Origin of the sequence: Microbacterium sp. GXS0129, assembly GCF_044769785.1 — a bacterium.
GTDB classification, from domain to species: domain Bacteria; phylum Actinomycetota; class Actinomycetes; order Actinomycetales; family Microbacteriaceae; genus Microbacterium; species Microbacterium nymphoidis.
Window position 1 is genome coordinate 313,735 of the sequence record NZ_JBIZVZ010000002.1, and the last position, 19,046, is coordinate 332,780.

Sequence of the window (19,046 nt, forward strand, 5' to 3'; positions counted from 1 at the left end):
TCAGTCGGCCAGAAGCGCCCGCACCCGGGGAATGACCTCCGTGCCGTATAGCTCGATGCTGGTCATCAGGTGCTCGTGGGGCGTGGTCCCCGACGCGAACTTCATGTCGAATCGCTGTGCGCCGAGCACCGAGACCGTGTGTGCGATCTTGCGCGCGACGGTGTCGGGTGAGCCGATGTACTGCGAGCCATCCGGCCCCACCTCCTGCAGGAAGCGGTCCCGGGAGTACGGCGGCCAGCCGCGCTCGGCACCGATCGTATCGTTCATCACCTTCAGTCCCTCGTAGGTCTGCTCCTGAGCCTCCGCGTCCGTCGCCGCCACGTGGCCCGGCGAGTGCACGCCCACCGGCAGGGGCGCGTGACCGAACTCGGCGACAGCGTGATGGAAGAGGTCCACCAGCGGCCGGAAGCGCTCGGGGGCTCCTCCGATGATCGCCAGCATCAGTCCGTAGCCGTACCGCGCGGTGCGGACGACGGACTCCGGTGACCCGCCCACGCCGACCCAGGCACGCACACCCCCGGCCGTCTTGGGGAACACGTCGGCGTTCACGAGCTCCGTGCGCGTACGGCCGTTCCAGGAGACCGGCTTCTCCTCGCGCAGCCGCGAGAACAGCTCCAGCTTCTCCTCGAACAGCGTCTCGTAGTCGGCGAGGTCAAAGCCGAACAACGGGAACGATTCGATGAAGCTGCCGCGCCCGAGGATCACCTCACTGCGGCCGTTCGAGAGCGCATCCAGCGTCGCGAAGCGCTCGTAGACGCGCACCGGATCGTCCGAGCTCAGCACCGTCACGGCGGTGCCGAGTTTGATCCGCTCAGTCCGGCCTGCGATGGCCGCCAGCACGATCTCCGGAGCCGACACCGCGAACTCCTTGCGGTGGTGCTCGCCCACGCCGAAGAAGTCGACTCCGACCTTCTCCGCGAGATCGGCCTGCGCGATCACATTCCGGAGTGTCTCCGCATCGGTAAGCAGAGTGCCGTCCAGATTCCGGCTGATGTCGCCGAAGGTGTCCAGACCGAGTTCGATGTCAGCCACGGGGGCTCCTTTCATCCACGTGCATACAACGCGCCGCAGGCGGTGGCATTCCCGGAACGGCAAAACGGGCGGGATCCGCAGATCCCGCCCGTTTCGCCGGTCCTGGTTCAGGCGCCGAGGATCGCCGTCCGCAGGGTGTCGAGGCCCACGCCGCCCATGTTCAGCGCGGTGCGGTGGAACTCCTTGATGGAGAACGCATCGCCGGCGCGTGCGGCCGCCTCGTCACGTACCTGTTCCCAGATCCGCTGGCCCACCTTGTAGGAGGGAGCCTGTCCCGGCCAGCCGAGGTAGCGGTTCACCTCGAACTTCACGAACTCGTCGGGCATGTTGACGTTCGCGCGCATGAAGTCCAGCGCGTAGTCGGCGTCCCACGTGCCGGTGCCGTCCAGACGGGGCTTCTCCAGGTGCACACCGATGTCCAGCACCACACGGGCTGCGCGCATGCGCTGGCCGTCGAGCATCCCGAGCCGGTCAGCAGGGGCGTTCAGGTAGCCCAGCTGTTCCATCAAGCGCTCCGCGTACAGAGCCCAGCCCTCGGCGTGACCCGACGTACCCGCAAGCAAGCGGCGCCACGAGTTGAGTTCTGCCCGGTTGTAGGTGGCCTGCGCGATCTGCAGGTGGTGACCGGGGACACCCTCGTGGTACACCGTGGTGAGCTCACGCCAGGTGTCGAATGTCGTGACGCCCTCAGGCACGGACCACCACATCCGACCGGGACGCGAGAAGTCGTCGGTCGAGCCCGTGTAGTAGATCCCGCCCTCCTGGGTGGGGGCGATCATGCACTCGAGCTTGCGGATCTCCTCCGGGATGTCGAAGTGGGTGCGGCCGAGTTCGGCGACGGCCTGGTCGCTGGTGCGCTGCATCCACTCCTGCAGCGCCTCCGTGCCGTGGAGCTTCAGCGACTCGTCCTTCTCGAGGAACGCGACGGCCTCCTCCACCGATGCGCCCGGCAGGATCTCGTTCGCGATGGCGGTCTGCTCGGCCACCATGCGAGCCAGCTCTTCGCGTCCCCACTCGTACGTCTCATCGAGGTCGATGGTCGCCCCGAGGAACGATCGCGACATCAAGGCGTAGAGGTCGCGCCCGACGGCATCGCGCTCGCTCGCGCCCGCGAGCAGATCGCGGGAGAAGAACTGTCCGAGCTCCTGATACGCGACGCGTGCCGCGTTGGCGTTGTCGGCGATCTCGCGCGCCAACGATGCGGGCAGCTGCCCCTCCGCGGGCTGAGCATTGCCCGCGAACTCGGCGAAGAAGCCCGAATCGGCCTGGATGCGATCGATCTGACCGATCGCCTCGATGACCTGACGACGGGCCGGCACAATGCCCTGACGCAGGCCCTCGCGCAGCGTCTCCTCGTACCCGCTGAGTGCACCGGCGACGGCGGCGAGGCGCGTGGAGATCACGGCCCAGTCCTCCACGCTGTCGGTGGACATGAGGTCGAAGACCTCGCGAACGCTCTGGACGGGAGAGGCGATGACGTTCACATCGCGCAGGTGCCATCCGGCGTCGCGGATCTCCAGATCGAGGTTCAGCGAGCTGAGCAGGTCTGTCTGGGTGACCTGGTCGATGGCGTCGACGGGTTCGAGTGCGGCGAGCGCATCGCGCGCTGCACGCGTCGCTTCCGCGGCACGCTCGTGTCCGGCCATGCTGAGGTCGTCCAGACGGGCGTTGTGCTCCGTCCGGCCGATGTAGGTCGCGATCGAGGGGTACAGATCCGCGACTGTGTCTACCCAGGCCTCGGCGACGCCGTCGATGGGCGTGGGGATTCGGGGTTCAGTCATCCCTTCAGTTTAGGTCGTGGACGTCCGATCCCACCGCAGCCACTGGCGAAAACGTGGCGCGGTGGCAGGTCCGTATGCGGCCGACCGCAGCACTGCGGCCGGCCACAGTGCTGCGGTCGGCCACAGTGTGGAGGCCTAGTGTGCCGCCTCGTCCCAGTTCGCGCCACGCCCCACCTGAACGTCGAGCGGCACGGACAGCTCAGCAGCATCACCCATGCGATTGCGCACGATGGCCTCTGTGGCATCCCACTCCCCTGCGGCGACCTCCAGGACGAGTTCGTCGTGAATCTGCAGCAGCACGCGCGAACGAAGATCGGCGGCACGGAGATCCTGATGGATGTGGAAGAGGGCGATCTTCATGATGTCGGCCGCGCTCCCCTGGATCGGGGCGTTCAGCGCTGCACGCTCTGCGTTCTCGCGCAGCACCCGGTTGGGACTCGACAGATCGGGGAACGGGCGCCGGCGGCCGAAGATGGTTTCGGTGTAGCCGTCGACCTTGGCCTTGCCCACGGACTCCCGCAGGTAGTCGCGCACGGCCCCGAAGCGGGCGAAGTAGTCCAGCATCAGCTGCTTGGCCTCTGCCTGCTCGATGCGCAGCTGCTTGGAGAGCCCGAACGCGGACAGCCCGTACACGAGACCGTACGACATCGCCTTCACCTTCGAGCGCATGGCACTGGTGACATCCGCCGGCTCGACACCGAACACGTGTGCGCCGACGTAGCGGTGCAGGTCCTCGCCGGTGTTGAACGCCTCGATGAGACCCGGATCGCCCGACAGATGCGCCATGATCCGCATCTCGATCTGCGAGTAGTCGGCGGTCAGAAGCGTGTCGTATCCTTCACCGACCTCGAAGGCGGCGCGAATGCGACGGCTCTCCTCGGTCCGCACCGGGATGTTCTGCAGGTTGGGATCCGTACTGGAGAGCCGGCCCGTCTGGCTCCCGGTCTGCACGTACGTGGTGTGCACCCGGTGGTCGGGCTTGATCGCCACGTCGAGCGACTCGATGATCTGGCGCAGCTTGGTGGCTTCGCGGTGCTGGGAGAGCAGCTCGAGGAACGGGTGCGGCGCCTTTTCCTGCAGGTCGGCGAGTGACGCGGCGTCCGTCGAGTACCCGGTCTTCGTCTTGCGGGTCTTGGGGAGCTCGAGCTCGTCGAACAGCACCTCCTGCAGCTGCTTCGGCGACCCGAGGTTCACCTCGCGGCCGATGGCGGCGTACGCGTCCTGGGCGATCACGTCGGCACGCGAGGCGAGTTCAGCAGAGAACGTCGAGAGCTTCTCGTGCGACACCTGGACGCCGGCCAGCTCCATGTCTGCCAGGGCAGCCAGGGTGGGCAGCTCGATGTCCTGGAGGACCGAGACGACGCCCTCCGGCATCTGCTCGCGGATGGCCTCGGCCGTGCGCAGCGTGAACCATGACAACTGACCGGGCGTCGCGCCTTCGGTCTCCGGCACCAGCTGGCTCGGGTCGGCCTCCGGCAGCTTCTCCCCCAGGTAACGCTCCACCAGATCCGCGAGTGACTTGTCCGGGTAGCTCGGCCGCACCAGCCAGCCGGCCAGGTTGGTGTCGAAGACGATGCCCGCCAGATCACCCCCTGCGGCCCGCACAGCCTTCAGCTGCGGCTTCGCATCGTGCAACACCTTCTCCGCGGGCGATGCGAGCCAGGCCGCCAGATCGGCGTCGTCGGACCAGTCGAACTCGATCGCCTCGCTGGCGTCGGCCACACCGGCACGCAGGGGCGTCAGGCCGTTCACCGTGAGGGTGAGCGCCACCGGGGCGTCCTCGCGAGCACGCACCCACGCCACCGCCTCCGCGACCGTGACCTCGCGAGCCGGAGGAACCTCCACCGCCGTGTGTGTCTCGACGTCACCGGCGTCTCCGCCGGCGGCTTCGAAGACGCGCGGCAGCAGCGTGCGGAACTCCAGGCGACCGAACACATCTCGCACCGCCGGACCGTCGAGCGGGCGGACCACGAGGTCAGCCGGACCGACCGGGAGCTCCACGTCGGTCACCAGCCGGTTGAGCTTGCGGTTACGGCGGACATCGTCCAGGTGCTCGCGCAGATTGCCTCCGACGACGCCCTTGATCTCGCCGGCCCGCTCGAGGACGGCGTCCAGCGACCCGAACTGCGTGAGCCACTTCACGGCCGTCTTCTCGCCCACCTTCGGCACGCCGGGAAGGTTGTCGCTGGTCTCGCCGACGAGCGCGGCGATATCGGGATACTGCTCGGGCGGCACACCGTAGCGCTCCACCACCGTGGCCGGGTCGTACCGCTTGAGCTGGGAGACGCCCTGCACCGAGGGGTAGAGCAGGGTGACGTCATCGTTGACGAGCTGGATGGAGTCCCGGTCTCCGGAGACCACGAGCACCTCATAGCCCTGTTCGCGCCCCTGGACCGACAGGGTGGCCAGGATGTCGTCCGCCTCGAAGTCCTCCTTGGTGATCACCGTGATCCCCATGGCGGCCAGCGCCTCCTGGATGAGTGGGATCTGCCCCGAGAACTCCTTCGGCGTCTCCGCACGCGTGCCCTTGTACTCGGCGTACTCCCGCGTGCGGAAGGACTGGCGCGAGAGGTCGAAGGCGACGGCCATATGGCTCGGCTGCTCCGCCTTGATGAGGTTCACCAGCATCGAGAGGAACCCGTAGACGGCGTTGGTGTGCTGCCCGTCCTTGGTGGTGAAGTTCTCGACCGGCAGCGCGAAGAACGCGCGGAAAGCGAGCGAATGGCCGTCGACGACCAGGAGGGTAGGCTTTGCGGAGTCCGTCACCCCTCCAGCCTAATGAGGGGCACCGACATGGAGCGAGGAGAGCATGAGCGAAGGCGCCGCGGAGATCGAGAAGAGCCCCCTGGAATGGGCACGCGAGCGGGGGCTCGGAGCCCTCGCCGAGAAGATGGGCATCGAGCTGGTCGAGTTCACCGCCGAGCGTGTCGTGGCCACGATGCCGGTGCTGGGCAACACACAGCCTCTCGGACTGATGCACGGCGGTGCGTACGTCGTGCTCGGCGAATCGCTCGGCTCGATGCACGCGACGCTGCTCGCCGGACCCGGCCGCTACGCCGTAGGCATCGACATCAACGCCACGCACACCGCGTCCATCACCGAGGGCTTCGTCACCGGGGTCTGCACCCCGGTGCACGTGAGTCGTTCGCTCGCCGTGCACGAGATCGCGATCACGGACGAGCGAGGACGCCGCAACTCCACGTTGCGCATCACGAACATGCTCCGCGACGCGCGCTGAGACTCGTCGGAACGACGAAGGCCGCCCCGAGGGGCGGCCTTCGTGATGTCGGGGTCAGCCCTTCTTGGGGGCGAGCTGGTCGATGATGGCCTTGGCCACATCCTGCATCGTGAGCCGGCGATCCATCGACGCCTTCTGGATCCAGCGGAACGCCTCCGGCTCGGACAGGCCCATCTTCTCGTTGAGCAGCCCCTTCGCGCGGTCGACGAGCTTGCGGGTCTCGAAGCGCTCCACCATGTCGGCGACCTCAGCTTCGAGCGTGATGATCTGCTCGTAGCGCGCGAGGGCGATCTCGATGGCCGGAAGCAGATCGTTCGGGGTGAAGGGCTTCACGACGTAGGCGAGCGCACCGGCCTCGCTGGCGCGCTCGACGAGTTCCTTCTGGCTGAAGGCGGTGAGCAGGACGACGGGCGCGACGTGGTTCTTGCTGAGCTTCTCAGCCGCGGTGATGCCATCCATCTGCGGCATCTTCACGTCCATGATCACCAGATCCGGGCGCAGCTCGGTAGCCAGGGCGACGGCGGTCTCGCCATCGCCGGCCTCACCGACGACGTCGAATCCGTTGTCGCGCAGGATCTCGACGATGTCGAGACGGATGAGCGATTCGTCTTCCGCTACGACCACACGACGGGGTGCGGGAGCGGCCGGAATTTCGGTCTGGTCCTGATCGGTCACCTGCCGATTCTATGGCATACATCCGTGATTCACCCGGACAGGCGCGCTCTGCCGGGGCTACGGCGGTGATGCGGGCGAGGAAAACGAGGAGGTGGTGCCGGTGGCGGGACTCGAACCCGCACGCCCTTTCGGACAAAGCATTTTGAGTGCTCCGCGTCTGCCATTCCGCCACACCGGCAAGTGCGTCGAAGACCCCTCGACACTACCGCACCCCTCCCGTGCTTCGCGCATCGTGCACGGCGCGCGCTAGGCTGGCCGGCGACACGGGGTGCGCCCACGAGGGGCGCTGAGATCACACCCGTCGAACCTGATCTCGTTCACACGAGCGGAGGGATGTCACCATGACGTCGTTCGTCCATGCGTCCGTTTCCATCGAGGACTGCGCACAGTTGCTCGACCGCCTTCGAGAGCGCGCGCCGCTCGTCCAGGCCATCACGAATAGCGTGGTGACGGGGTTCACCGCCAACGTCCTGCTGGCACTCGGCGCGTCGCCGGCGATGGTGGACGTCCCCGAGGAAGCGGGAGCCTTCGCCACCGTCGCCGATGGCCTGCTCATCAATCTCGGGACGCCGCACACGGATCAGCGCCACGCGATGCGCGAAGCCGCGACTGCGGCACATGCCTCGGGGGTGCCCTGGGTGCTGGATCCGGTCGCGGTGGGCTTCCTGCCGGTGCGCACTCCTCTCGCTGCCGATCTGCTTGCACTCCGGCCCACGATCGTTCGCGGCAATGCGAGCGAGGTCCTGGCGCTCGCCGGGGACGGACGAGGAGGTCGTGGCGTCGACGCGTCGGACCACGTCGAAGCCGCCACGGAGGCTGCTCACCAGCTCGCGAACCGCACCGGCGCCGTCGTCGCGGTGAGTGGCGCCGTGGATCACCTCACCGATGGGCATCGACTGGTGCGCGTCGGCACGGGAACGGCGCTCCTCACCCGGGTGACGGGGGGCGGGTGTGCGCTCGGCGCGGTCATGGCGGCCTTCGCGGCACTGACCGAGGACGCGCTGCTCGCCGCCACCGCGGCGACCTCCGTGTACACGATCGCTGCGCAGACGGCCGCGGTCGCAGCCCCCGCTCCCGGCAGCTTCGCGGTCGCCCTGCTGGATGCCCTGGCGACGCTGACGTCCGCCGACGTTCGTGATCAGGCGGTGCTGTCATGACCGTCAGCGGCATCTACCTCGTCACCAGCGAACCCGCACCGGGCACCAGCCTGCTGGATGTCATCGACGCCGCCGTCGACGCAGGCGTGGAGACCGTGCAGCTGCGCGCGAAGCACGTCTCGGCGCGCGACTTCCTCGATCTCACGGCGGCGACTGCGGACGTCATCGCCGGGCGTGCCCGGCTGCTGGTCAACGACCGCGTCGATGTCGTCCTGGCTGCGCGTGCGTCCGGCGTCGCAATCGACGGCGCGCATCTGGGGCAGAGCGATCTCCCGCCGGCCGTCGCCCGGGCGCTTCTGGGGCGCGATAGCGTCCTTGGCCTCACAGCCGACACCCGTGCCCACCTGTCAGCGCTCGACGAGGCCGCCGGCATCGACTATCTCGGCGTCGGCGCCATCCACCCCACCAGCACCAAGCCCGACCATCCGGCACCGCTCGGGGTGGCAGGGTTCGCCGACTTCGCGGCCGACGCCCCTCTCCCCTGCGTCGCCATCGGCGGCATCACCGTCGAGGATGTCGCCGCGCTTCGTCGCGCCGGCGCGAGCGCAATCGCGGTGGCCTCCGCCGTCTGTGCGTCCGATGACCCCGGACGAGCAGCGGCCGACCTCCTGACGGCCTGGACGTCGGCGGGGGAAGGGCGATGATCCCCCGTGTGCTCTCGATCGCCGGATCCGACCCGAGCGGCGGTGCCGGGATACAAGCCGACATCAAGTCGATCAGCGCCCTCGGCGGATATGCGATGGCAGCGGTCACCGCGCTTACCGCGCAGAACACACGCGGTGTGACGGCCGTGCACGCGGTCCCGCCGGAGATGATCCGCGCCCAGCTGGACGCCCTGTCCGCCGACGTCGCCATCGATGCCGTGAAGATCGGCATGCTGGGGACGATCGCCGGCATCGACGTCGTCTCCGACTGGCTGCGCTCCCACCGGCCGCCCGTCGTCGTGCTCGACCCGGTCATGGTCGCCACCAGCGGCGATCGTCTGCTGGAGCCGCCAGCAGAAATAGCGCTGCGGGCGCTGAGCGCGCTCGCCGACGTGGTCACGCCGAACCTGCCCGAACTCGCGGTGCTCGCCGACGAACCGGCGGCGACGGACTGGAACGCCGCCCTGGATCAGGCTCGCCGGGTGTCGCGGCGGGATGGGACCGTCGTGCTGATCACTGGCGGACACCTTGCCGGTGAGCGCTCACCCGACGCCATCGTCGACGCGCGCACCGAGGAGGTCGTGGTCGTCGACGCAGCGCGCCTCGACTCGACGAACACCCACGGCACCGGCTGCTCGCTCTCCAGCGCGCTGGCCACCGTCCTCGCCCGCGGCGAGTCGTTGGACGGAGCACTCCGGGAGACGAAGAGCTGGCTGACCGAGGCCATCGCGGCGGGACCGGCGCTCGGGGTGGGAGGTGGGCACGGTCCGGTGGACCACTTCGTGCGCACCCGTGCGGCCGATGAGCCCGCGCGGTGGTGGGCGCTCACGGCGGCGGTGCGTGATCGCATCGATGCGTCCCCCTTCGTCCGCGCGCTGGGCGACGGGACACTGACGCCAGCCGCATTCCGCCACTACGTGAAGCAGGATGCGCTGTATCTGCGCGACTACGCACGCGTGCTCGCCCGCGCCAGTGCGCTCGCGCCCACACGCGAGGAGCAGACGTTCTGGTCGGATGCCGCGACCGCGGCGATCACCGGCGAGCTCGAGCTGCACACGCGGTTCCTCGGTGAAGAGCCCGCCGTGAGCGAGATGTCCTCGACCACCCGTGCCTACCTCGATCACCTGCTCGCGGCGGGGCCGGGATACGCCGTGGTCGTCGCCGCGGTACTTCCCTGCTACTGGATCTACCAGGACGTCGGGAACCGGCTCGCCGGGCGCAGCCATGCGGATCACCCGTACTCGTCATGGCTCGCCACCTATGCGGATACCGCCTTCGCCGCCGCGACCCGGCAGGCTGCGGCCTATGTGCGAGCCGCCTGTGCAGTGGCGGGGGCCGATGAGCGCCTCGCGGCGGAGCGGGCATTCGTCGGGTCCGCACATCACGAGCTGGCGTTCTTCAGCCAGCAGGATCACCTGCTGGCTGACTGAGTCAGATGCCGAGACCGCCCCCGCCGGTCGCCTTCGTGTCGGCGATGGGGCGGTACTCGGCGCCCGGTCGGGTGCGCTGGTCGGGGCGTTCTGCCTGCGCACCCGGATCGAGCGTGTCCCCCGTCAGCGGTCGGCCGCGCCACCGCAGCACCGCGACGATGACAAAGCTGACGACCGCCACCGCGACGATGATCCAGATGACGATGTCGGTCACAACGTTGCCCATAGGGCATGCTCTCGCCTCGCACAGGGCTTGTCAATGAAGCGGCGATAGAGTGGGGGGCGTCAGATCGCGATCGGGACGACCCGGTCGAGCACGATGTGCGAGGACGACCTCGCGGAAGCACGGAACACTCGTGACCGTCTCGCAGATCCGTCGGATCCTCTCCCCCGCAGCCCTGCTCCGCCTGTCACTGCCCTGGGCCGCGGTGATCGCCGCCGCGTTCCTTTCCCATGAGCTGGCCCCGTCCGTGGCCTGGCTCGTGCTGGGCCTCATCGTGGCCGTGATCCTCGTCGCCGCGTTCGGGGTGGTGCACGAGGCGGAGGCCCTCGCGCGCCGCCTCGGCGATCCCTATGGGACGCTCGTGCTCACCCTCAGCATCGTGCTGATCGAGGTGATCCTCATCTCCGCCGTGATGCTCGGCCCGGGCGAGCACGCAACCATCGCCCGCGACTCCGTCACAGCCGTCATGATGATCATCCTGAACCTCGTCGTCGGCACGTGTCTCCTGGTCGGCGGACTGCGTCACGGCGCGATGCGCCCGAACCGCACGGGAGCGGGTGCCTACGTCGCTCTGATCGCTGTACTTTCCGCCACCGCGCTGGTGGTTCCGGCCGCGCTGCCCGGCGGCGCCTACCCGGCGGCGGGAGCCGTCGCGATCAGCGTGATCACCATCGCCCTGTACGGCTTCTTCCTGTGGCGCCAGACCGGGCCGCAGGCCGGCGACTATCGCGAAGTGGGTGAGTCCGCGGCTGCGTCTCACGCTCCGCTCCGCGAGACCTTGCGTCAGCACGGCGCGGAACTGGCGATGCGCACGGCGCTGCTGATCGCGACCATGGTCCCCATCGTGCTGCTGTCGCACCACCTGGCGACGCTGCTCGATGTCGCGTTCGACGCCATCGGTGCCCCTGCTGCGCTTTCCGGCGTCGTGATCGCGCTGATCGTCTTCACGCCCGAGACCATCACCGCGGTGCGAGCAGCACGTGCCGGGGAGATTCAGCGTGTGGTCAACCTCTGCCTCGGTGCGTTCGTCTCCACCGTCGGGCTGACGATCCCGTCGGTACTGATCATCGGCCTGGTCACGGGCCAGACGGTCGTCCTCGCCGAGTCCCCGATCATGCTGGTGCTCGTGGCCACCACCGTCCTGACGACCGCGGCGACCTTCCTCGGCAAGCGCGTGACCGCGACCCACGGCGCAGTCCACATGGCCTTGTTCGCCCTCTTCGGCGTGCTGCTGTTCCTCTGAGTGGGACGTCGCCGGAAACGCCGGATGGCCGGTCCCGAGGGACCGGCCATCCGGGTCACGCGGCACAGCCGCGGGACGGTTACGACTGGTACGCGGGGGCGGCACCCTGGACGGCGTCGCCGACCTTGTGCACCCGCAGGTCGTTGGTCGAGCCGACGATCCCGGGAGGGGAACCGGAGATCACCACAACCTTGTCGCCGACCTGCGCGAGGCCAGACGACAGCAGGTGGTCGTCGACCTGTGCGAACATCGCGTCCGTGTGGGTGACCGTGTCCACCAGGGTGGTGCGGATGCCCCAGGTCAGCGACAGACGGCGGCGGATGGCCGGATCCGGCGTGTACGCCAGCATCGGGATCTTCGAGCGCAGCCGGGACATGCGACGAGCCGAGTCACCCGACTGCGTGAACACGCAGAGGAACTTGGCCTCGACGAAGTCGGCCACCTCGGCCGCAGCCAGCGTGATCGCGCCACCCTGGGTGCGCGGCTTCGTGCCGATGGGCGCGATGCGCTCCAGACCGTGGTCCTCGGTCGACTCGATGATGCGCGCCATGGTCTGGACGACGATCACCGGATAGTCGCCCACGCTGGTCTCGCCCGAGAGCATGACCGCGTCGGCACCGTCGAGGACGGCGTTGGCGACGTCGGAGGTCTCCGCGCGCGTGGGAACGGGGCTGGAGATCATCGACTCGAGCATCTGCGTCGCCACGATGACCGGCTTCGCCATACGGCGGGCCAGCTCCACGGCGCGCTTCTGCACGATCGGGACGGCCTCGAGCGGAAGCTCGACACCCAGGTCGCCGCGGGCCACCATGATGCCGTCGAACGCGTCGACGATCTCTTCCAGCGCATCGACGGCCTGCGGCTTCTCGATCTTTGCGATGGTGGGCAGGAACTTGCCCTCCTCACGCATGATCTCGTGCACGCGCTCGATGTCGGCGGCGTTGCGCACGAACGACAGAGCGATGAGGTCAGCGCCGGTCTTGAGCGCCCAGCGCAGGTCCTGCTCGTCCTTCTCGCTGAGTGCGGGGACGTTCACGGCGACGCCGGGAAGGTTGATGCCTTTGTTGTTGGACACGTTGCCGGCCACGATCACACGGGTGGTCACGGTCGTCCCGTCGGACTCCACGACCTCCACACGGACCTTGCCGTCGTCGATCAGCAGGTGATCGCCGGGCTTGACGTCCTGGGGCAGGCCCTTGAACGTCGTGCCGACGATCTCCTTGGTTCCGGGGACGTCTTCGGTCGTGATCTTGAAGATGTCCCCGACTTCGAGGTAGTGCGGTCCGTCTGCGAACTTCGCAAGACGGATCTTCGGACCCTGCAGGTCCACCAGGATGGCGACGGCGCGACCGGCGTCGTCGGCTGCCCGGCGTACGTTCGCGTAGTTCGCGTCGTGCACCGAGTAGTCGCCGTGACTGAGGTTCAGTCGGGCGACGTCAACGCCCGCGTCGATAATGGCGCGGACACTCTCATAGGTGGATGTTGCAGGTCCCAGGGTTGCGACGATTTTCGCGCGTCTCATCCGTATGTGCTCCGGTTGTCTGGGTGGGGGTTTTCGGGCCGATGGCCGCTGCCAGCCTACGCGGATGGCAGGCCGATGGCGACTTCGCTGGCCCGGACGGGCGCGGCGAGCGTGGTCGTTCCCATCAGGTACGCATCCACGGCTGCTGCCGCGGCGCGCCCTTCGGCGATCGCCCACACGATCAGGGACTGACCCCGACCGGCATCACCGGCCACGAACACCCCGGGCGTGGTGGTGCTGTAGTCGTCCTCGCGGGCGAGGGAGCCTCGCTCCGTGAAGACCGCGTTCAGCTGCGCGTCGATGCCGGAGCGCTCGGGCCCGGTGAAGCCCATCGCGATCAGCACGAGGTCGGCGGGGATCTCCCGCTCAGTCCCATTCTTGGGCACACGGCGGCCGTCCACGAACTCGGTCTCAGCGACACGCAGGGCGCGCACCTCGCCGGCCTCGTTGGAGAGGAACTCGACGGTGGAGGCGAGGAAGACCCGCTCACCGCCCTCCTCGTGGGCCGAGGAGACCTCGAAGACAGTGGGGTCCATGGGCCACGGCTGGTGCTCGGGGCGCTCAGAACCGGGCTGGCGTCCGATCGCGAGGTTCGTGACGCTCAGGGCTCCCTGACGGTGCGCGGTGCCGATGCAGTCCGCACCGGTGTCGCCACCGCCGATCACGACGACGTGCTTGCCCTCGGCGCTGATCTGGTTGGCCACCGTGTCACCCGCGACCACCTTGTTCGACTGCACGAGGTAGTCCATGGCGAAGTGCACGCCGGCGAGGTCACGTCCCGGGATGGCGAGATCGCGCGGCACGGTGGAACCCGTGGCGACGACGATCGCGTCGTAGCGGTCCTGCAGATCCGACCACGTGATGTCCCGGCCGATCTCCACACCGGCCCGGAAGCGGGTGCCCTCGTCCTGCATCTGGCGCAGCCGGGTCTCCAAGTGGTGCTTCTCCATCTTGAAGTCCGGGATCCCGTAGCGCAGCAGCCCGCCGATGCGGTCGTCGCGCTCGAACACCGCCACCGTGTGCCCGGCGCGGGTGAGCTGCTGGGCTGCGGCGAGCCCCGCGGGTCCCGAACCGACGACGGCGACCGTCTTGCCCGTGATACGTCCCGGCGGCTGTGGCTGCACCCAGCCGTTGCCGAAGGCCTCGTCGATGATGGTCTGCTCGATGGACTTGATCGTGACCGCGGGCTGGTTGATCCCCAGCACGCACGCGCTCTCGCACGGGGCCGGGCACAGCCGCCCGGTGAACTCCGGGAAGTTGTTGGTGGCGTGCAGCCGGTCGATCGCGGCACGGCCCTCGCCGCGCCAGGTCAGGTCGTTCCACTCCGGGATGAGGTTGCCCAGCGGGCAGCCCTGGTGGCAGAACGGCACACCGCAGTCCATGCAGCGGCCGGCCTGGCGGCGCACGACCGCAGTGTCGCCGGGTTCGTACACCTCCCGCCAGTCCATGATGCGCACCGGGACCGGGCGGCGGCGGGGCAGCTCGCGCTGCGTGGTCTTCAGGAATCCCTGGGGGTCAGCCACGGGTCACCTCCAGAATCTGGTGCCAGACGACATCGCCGTCGGGGTCGAGTCCCGCGGCCTCCGCATCCTGGCGGGTCTTGAGAACGGCCGCGTAGTCGCGCGGCACCACGCGGGCGAACTGCGGCGCCTCGTCGTGGAAGTTGGCCAGCAGCGAGGCCGCACGGGTGGACCCGGTGCGCTCGACGTGCTGACTGAGGAGGTCTCGCAGGATCTCTTCGTCTGCAGCGCCCAGCGACTCCACACGCAGCTCGCCGCTGCGCAATGCATCCTGGTTCACCAGCTCGCGGCGAAGGCGGTAGACGTAGGCCGTTCCACCGCTCATGCCGGCACCGAAGTTGCGGCCGGTCGCGCCGAGGATCACGGCGAGACCACCGGTCATGTACTCCAGAGCGTGGTCTCCCACGCCTTCGACGACCGCCGTGGCACCGGAGTTTCGCACCAGGAACCGCTCCCCCACGACGCCGCGCAGGTACAGCTCACCTGAGGTCGCGCCGTAGCCGATGACGTTACCCGCGATGACGTTGCGGGAGGCGTCGAAGCGCACCGCCGCGGGCGGCTGCACGGTGACGATACCGCCCGACAGGCCCTTGCCGACGTAGTCGTTCGCGTCGCCGACGAGGTTGAGCGTGATGCCGGAGGGCAGGAACGCGCCCAGCGACTGACCGGCGGAACCCTGCAGATTCACGGTGATGGAGTCGGTGGGCAGGCCGTACTGCCCGCGCGCCTTCGTCACCTGATGCCCGAGCATCGTCCCCACCGCCCGCTCGGTGTTACGGATGGGCAGGTCGATGGTGATCGTCCCGCCGTCGGCGATCACCGAGCGCGAGCGGTTGATCAGCTCGACGTCGAAGTGCTTCTCCAGCTCGTGGTCCTGTTCACGCCCGTGCTTGCGCGGCGCGTCTGCCGGCAGGTCGGGACCTGCCAGGATCGGGGTGAGATCCAGCCCCTGCGTCTTCCAGTGGCGAACAGCGTTCTCCACGTCGAGCAGCTCGGCGTGGCCGACGGCCTCGTCGATGGAACGGAAACCGAGCTTGGCGAGGTATTCACGCACCTCCTCGGCGATGAACTCCATGAAGTTCACGACGTACTCCGCCTTGCCCGTGAAGCGCTCGCGCAGCACCGGGTTCTGGGTCGCGACACCCACCGGGCAGGTGTCGAGGTGGCACACGCGCATCATGATGCAGCCGCTGACGACCAGGGGCGCCGTGGCGAAGCCGAACTCCTCGGCGCCCAGCAGCATGCCGATGATGACGTCTCGCCCGGTCTTCAGCTGGCCGTCGACCTGCACCACCACGCGGTCGCGCATGTCGTTGAGCATCAGGGTCTGCTGCGTCTCCGCGAGTCCCAGCTCCCACGGCGTTCCCGCGTGCTTCAGCGAGTTCACCGGGCTCGCACCCGTACCGCCGTCGTGTCCGGATACAAGCACGACATCGGACAGCGCTTTGGCCACACCGGCCGCCACTGCGCCGATGCCGGACTGCGACACCAGCTTGGTGTGGATCCGCGCTGACGGGTTGGCCCGCTTCAGGTCGAAGATCAGCTGCTTGAGGTCTTCGATCGAGTAGATGTCGTGATGCGGCGGTGGGGAGATGAGGCCAACACCCGGCGTGCCACCACGCGTGCGTGCGACCCACGGGTACACCTTCTCCGGCGGCAGCTGGCCGCCTTCGCCGGGCTTGGCCCCCTGTGCCAGCTTGATCTGGATGTCATCCGCCTCGGTGAGGTACAGGCTCGTCACACCGAAGCGGCCGCTGGCGACCTGCTTGATGGCGCTGCGGCGCGCCGGATCGAGCAGACGCTCCACATCCTCGCCACCCTCACCCGTGTTGGACTTGCCGCCGATGCTGTTCATCGCGATGGCCAGCGTCTCGTGTGCTTCGCGGGAGATGGAGCCGTAGCTCATCGCGCCCGTCGAGAACCGCTTCACGATTGAGGAGACCGGCTCCACTTCGGACAGCGGCACCGGCGGGCGCACGCCGAACCGCAGGCCGAACATGCCGCGCAGGGTCTTCAGTTCTGCGGCCTGGTCGTCCACCGCCTTCGTGTACTCGCGGAAGATGTCGTACCGGCGCGTGCGGGTCGAGTGCTGCAGACGGAAGACGGTGTCCGGGTTGAAGAGGTGCGGCGGGCCGTTGCGGCGCCACTGGTACTCGCCGCCGGTCCACAGCCGCTCGTGCACGCGCGCCGCCTCGTCCTTCGGATAGGCGAAGTCGTGGCGCTGCTGGTTCTCGGCCTCGATCACCTCGATGTCGACGCCCCCGAGCTTGGATTCGGTGCCCCGGAAGTACGCGTCGATCACCTCCTGAGACAGCCCGATGGCCTCGAACACCTGCGCGCCCGCGTAGGAGCGCACCGTCGAGATGCCCATCTTCGACATGATCTTCAGCACGCCCTTGCCGAGCGCGTGGATCAGGTTGTGCACGGCCTCGTGCTCGGTGACGCCCTCGATGAAACCGGTGCGCACCAGGTGCTCGACCGTCTCCATCGCCAGATACGGGTTCACCGCGGAGGCGCCGTACCCGATGAGCGTCGCGACATGGTGCACCTCGCGCACGTCGCCCGCTTCGACGATCAGACCCACGCGCATACGCGTCTCGCGGCGGATCAGGTGGTGGTGTACCGCGCTGGTGAGCAGCAGCGAGGGGATCGGAACGAGGTCCTTGTCACTGTCGCGATCCGACAGGATGAGGAACTCCGCACCCGATGCGATCGCCGCGTCCACCTCGTCGTAGATCTCCTCGATCCGCTTCGCGAGCGTGCCGGGGCCGGCGTCGAAGTGGTACAGGCCGCGGATGGTGGCCGACGAGCGACCGGGCAGGGCCTTGGCGATGTGCTGGATCTTCGCCAGCTCGTCGTTGTCGATCACCGGGAAGTCCAGGGTTACGCTGCGGGCGTGCTCCGGGCCCCACGAGAGCAGGTTCTTCTCCGGCCCGATGCCGATGCGCAGGCTCGTCACCACGGACTCGCGGATGGAGTCCAGGGGAGGGTTGGTCACCTGGGCGAACTGCTGCGTGAAGTAGTCGAACAGCAGACGCGGACGATCGCTCAGCACCGCGATGGGGGTGTCGGAGCCCATGGCGCCCAGCGGCTCCGCGCCGGTGCGCCCCATCGGCGCAAGGATCTTGGTGACCTCTTCCTCCGTGTAGCCGAAGGTGCGCTGACGACGGGTGATCGAGGCGACGGGGTGCACGATGTGCTCGCGGTCAGGAAGGTCCGCCAGGCGTACGGCACCGGTCAGCCACTCCTCCCACGGCTCCAGGTTCGCCAGCTCCGTCTTCACCTCGTCGTCGCTGATGATGCGACGCTGCTCGGTGTCGACCAGGAACATGCGCCCCGGCTGCAGGCGGCCGCGACGCTTGATGCGCTCCGGCTCGAACTCCAGCACGCCGGTCTCCGAGCCGATCACGACGAGACCGTCGCGGGTCTCCGTCCAGCGCCCCGGACGCAGTCCGTTGCGATCGAGCGTGGCCCCGACCTGTGTGCCGTCGGTGAACAGCAGCGCGGCCGGGCCGTCCCACGGCTCCATCTGCATGGCGTGGTACTCGTAGAACGCCCGCAGCTTCGGATCGATGTCGGACTGCTTCTCGTACGCCTCCGGGACCATCATCATGATCGCGTGCGGCAGGCTGCGGCCCGTGAGGGTCAGCAGCTCCAACACCTCGTCGAACGAGGCGGAGTCACTCACGCCGTCGGTGCACACCGGCAGCAGTGGCGCCATGTCGCCCAGCAGTTCGGACTCGAGCTGGGACTGGCGGGCGCGCATCCAGTTGCGGTTGCCGCCGACGGTGTTGATTTCACCGTTGTGCGCGAGCATGCGCAGCGGCTGCGCGAGCGGCCAAGACGGGAAGGTGTTCGTGGAGTAGCGCGAGTGCACCACGGCCAGCTTCGAGGCGAAGCGCTCGTCCTGGAGGTCCGGATAGAACGGCTCCAGCTGGAGCGTGGTGACCATGCCCTTGTAGCCGATGGTGCGCGAGCTCAGGGAAACAAAATACGCGCCCTGCTCGGTGCGGGCGCGTGTGCGGAGGCGGTAGGCGAGACGGTCGAGTCCCAGGCGGCTCTCGGCCGGAGCGCCACCGATGGCCGGGCGCGACAGGAACAGCTGCTCCACCTGCGGGCGGGCGTTGTAGGCGAGCTTGCCGAGGTTCTCCGGGGCGGTCGGGACGACACGCCAGCCCAGCACCTCGAGGCCCTCGGAGCGGGCGATCTCCTCGATGGCGGACTTCTGCGCCAGGCGCGGCTCCTCCTCCAGCGGCAGGAACGCAGCGCCGGCAACGTACTCGCCGGCCGCCGGCAGGTCGAAGTCGACGACGGCACGGAAGAACGCGTCGGGCATCTGGGTCAGGATGCCCGCGCCGTCGCCGGTTCCGGCGTCGGAGCCGATCGCACCGCGGTGCTCCAGGTTGCGCAGCGCCTCCAGGGCCAGACTCACGATGTCATGGCCCGCCTCACCGCGAAGGGTCGCGACCATGGCGAGGCCGCACGCGTCCTTCTCGAAGCGCGGGTTGTACAGGCCCTGCTGGGCGGGGAAGCCGGCTAGGCCGGTGGGAAGGGTCGATGACATGGCGTCGTCCCCGGTTT

Annotated in this window: 13 protein-coding genes, 1 tRNA gene and 1 riboswitch; of the genes, 5 read left to right on the plus strand and 9 right to left on the minus strand. The window is 68.5% G+C overall.

What is annotated here, in order from left to right:
- The 3 genes from ACIQJ5_RS07905 to polA all read right to left on the minus strand — a co-directional run bounded on the left by ACIQJ5_RS07905 (position 1) and on the right by polA (position 5,579).
- Positions 1-1,047: an LLM class flavin-dependent oxidoreductase gene (locus tag ACIQJ5_RS07905; RefSeq protein ID WP_402842634.1), complete on the minus strand. Its 1,047-nt coding sequence runs from the start codon at positions 1,045-1,047 to the stop codon at positions 1-3.
- Between the two features lie 92 nt (positions 1,048-1,139).
- Positions 1,140-2,813, minus strand: coding sequence for a DUF885 domain-containing protein (locus tag ACIQJ5_RS07910; protein ID WP_402842638.1), 1,674 nt, complete (start codon positions 2,811-2,813; stop codon positions 1,140-1,142).
- Between the two features lie 135 nt (positions 2,814-2,948).
- Entirely contained in the window at positions 2,949-5,579 is a 2,631-nt protein-coding gene (gene polA / locus ACIQJ5_RS07915) for a DNA polymerase I (protein WP_402842641.1), read from the minus strand.
- Positions 5,580-5,622: 43 nt separating this feature from the next.
- On the opposite strand from polA, the gene ACIQJ5_RS07920 reads away from it, so the two are divergent.
- A complete protein-coding gene (locus ACIQJ5_RS07920; protein ID WP_231090172.1) occupies positions 5,623-6,051 on the plus strand; it encodes a hotdog fold thioesterase in 429 nt (142 codons plus the stop codon).
- A 54-nt stretch (positions 6,052-6,105) separates the two neighbouring features.
- On the opposite strand, the gene ACIQJ5_RS07925 is transcribed toward ACIQJ5_RS07920, so the two are convergent.
- Together ACIQJ5_RS07925 and ACIQJ5_RS07930 are read right to left on the minus strand one after the other, a co-directional pair.
- Positions 6,106-6,726, minus strand: coding sequence for an ANTAR domain-containing response regulator (locus ACIQJ5_RS07925; RefSeq protein ID WP_231090173.1), 621 nt, complete (start codon positions 6,724-6,726; stop codon positions 6,106-6,108).
- Positions 6,727-6,818: 92 nt separating this feature from the next.
- Positions 6,819-6,904: transfer RNA gene (locus tag ACIQJ5_RS07930), tRNA-Leu, on the minus strand.
- Positions 6,905-6,980: 76 nt separating this feature from the next.
- A riboswitch (TPP riboswitch) is annotated at positions 6,981-7,077 on the plus strand.
- Between ACIQJ5_RS07930 and thiM the strand changes: the two genes are divergently transcribed.
- The 3 genes from thiM to thiD all read left to right on the plus strand — a co-directional run bounded on the left by thiM (position 7,068) and on the right by thiD (position 9,957).
- A complete protein-coding gene (gene thiM / locus ACIQJ5_RS07935; protein WP_402842646.1) occupies positions 7,068-7,883 on the plus strand; it encodes a hydroxyethylthiazole kinase in 816 nt (271 codons plus the stop codon). (Overlaps the previous riboswitch by 10 nt.)
- Entirely contained in the window at positions 7,880-8,527 is a 648-nt protein-coding gene (gene thiE, locus ACIQJ5_RS07940; RefSeq protein WP_402842648.1) for a thiamine phosphate synthase, read from the plus strand. The genes thiM and thiE overlap by 4 nt, the downstream gene beginning before the upstream one ends.
- A complete protein-coding gene (gene thiD, locus ACIQJ5_RS07945; protein ID WP_402842651.1) occupies positions 8,524-9,957 on the plus strand; it encodes a bifunctional hydroxymethylpyrimidine kinase/phosphomethylpyrimidine kinase in 1,434 nt (477 codons plus the stop codon). Before thiE ends, thiD begins: the two co-directional genes overlap by 4 nt.
- Position 9,958: 1 nt before the next feature.
- Here thiD and ACIQJ5_RS07950 read toward each other — a convergent pair whose 3' ends face one another.
- Positions 9,959-10,183, minus strand: coding sequence for a hypothetical protein (locus tag ACIQJ5_RS07950; protein ID WP_231090177.1), 225 nt, complete (start codon positions 10,181-10,183; stop codon positions 9,959-9,961).
- A 130-nt stretch (positions 10,184-10,313) separates the two neighbouring features.
- Here ACIQJ5_RS07950 and ACIQJ5_RS07955 point away from each other — a divergent pair, with 130 nt between their 5' ends.
- A complete protein-coding gene (locus ACIQJ5_RS07955) occupies positions 10,314-11,423 on the plus strand; it encodes a calcium:proton antiporter (RefSeq protein ID WP_402842655.1) in 1,110 nt (369 codons plus the stop codon).
- Between the two features lie 79 nt (positions 11,424-11,502).
- On the opposite strand, the gene pyk is transcribed toward ACIQJ5_RS07955, so the two are convergent.
- From pyk to gltB, 3 genes are read right to left on the minus strand one after another with little or no spacing between them, the layout of a single operon-like run.
- On the minus strand, positions 11,503-12,945 hold the full coding sequence (gene pyk, locus ACIQJ5_RS07960) for a pyruvate kinase (protein WP_231090179.1): 1,443 nt from the start codon (positions 12,943-12,945) through the stop codon (positions 11,503-11,505).
- Positions 12,946-13,001: 56 nt separating this feature from the next.
- Complete coding sequence (locus ACIQJ5_RS07965) at positions 13,002-14,468, minus strand: glutamate synthase subunit beta (RefSeq protein ID WP_231090180.1); 1,467 nt, start codon at positions 14,466-14,468, stop codon at positions 13,002-13,004.
- The gene (gltB, locus tag ACIQJ5_RS07970) at positions 14,461-19,029 is read right to left on the minus strand and encodes a glutamate synthase large subunit (protein ID WP_402842660.1); all 4,569 of its coding nucleotides are present in this window, start codon (positions 19,027-19,029) and stop codon (positions 14,461-14,463) included. The genes ACIQJ5_RS07965 and gltB overlap by 8 nt, the downstream gene beginning before the upstream one ends.
- Positions 19,030-19,046: the final 17 nt, after the last annotated feature.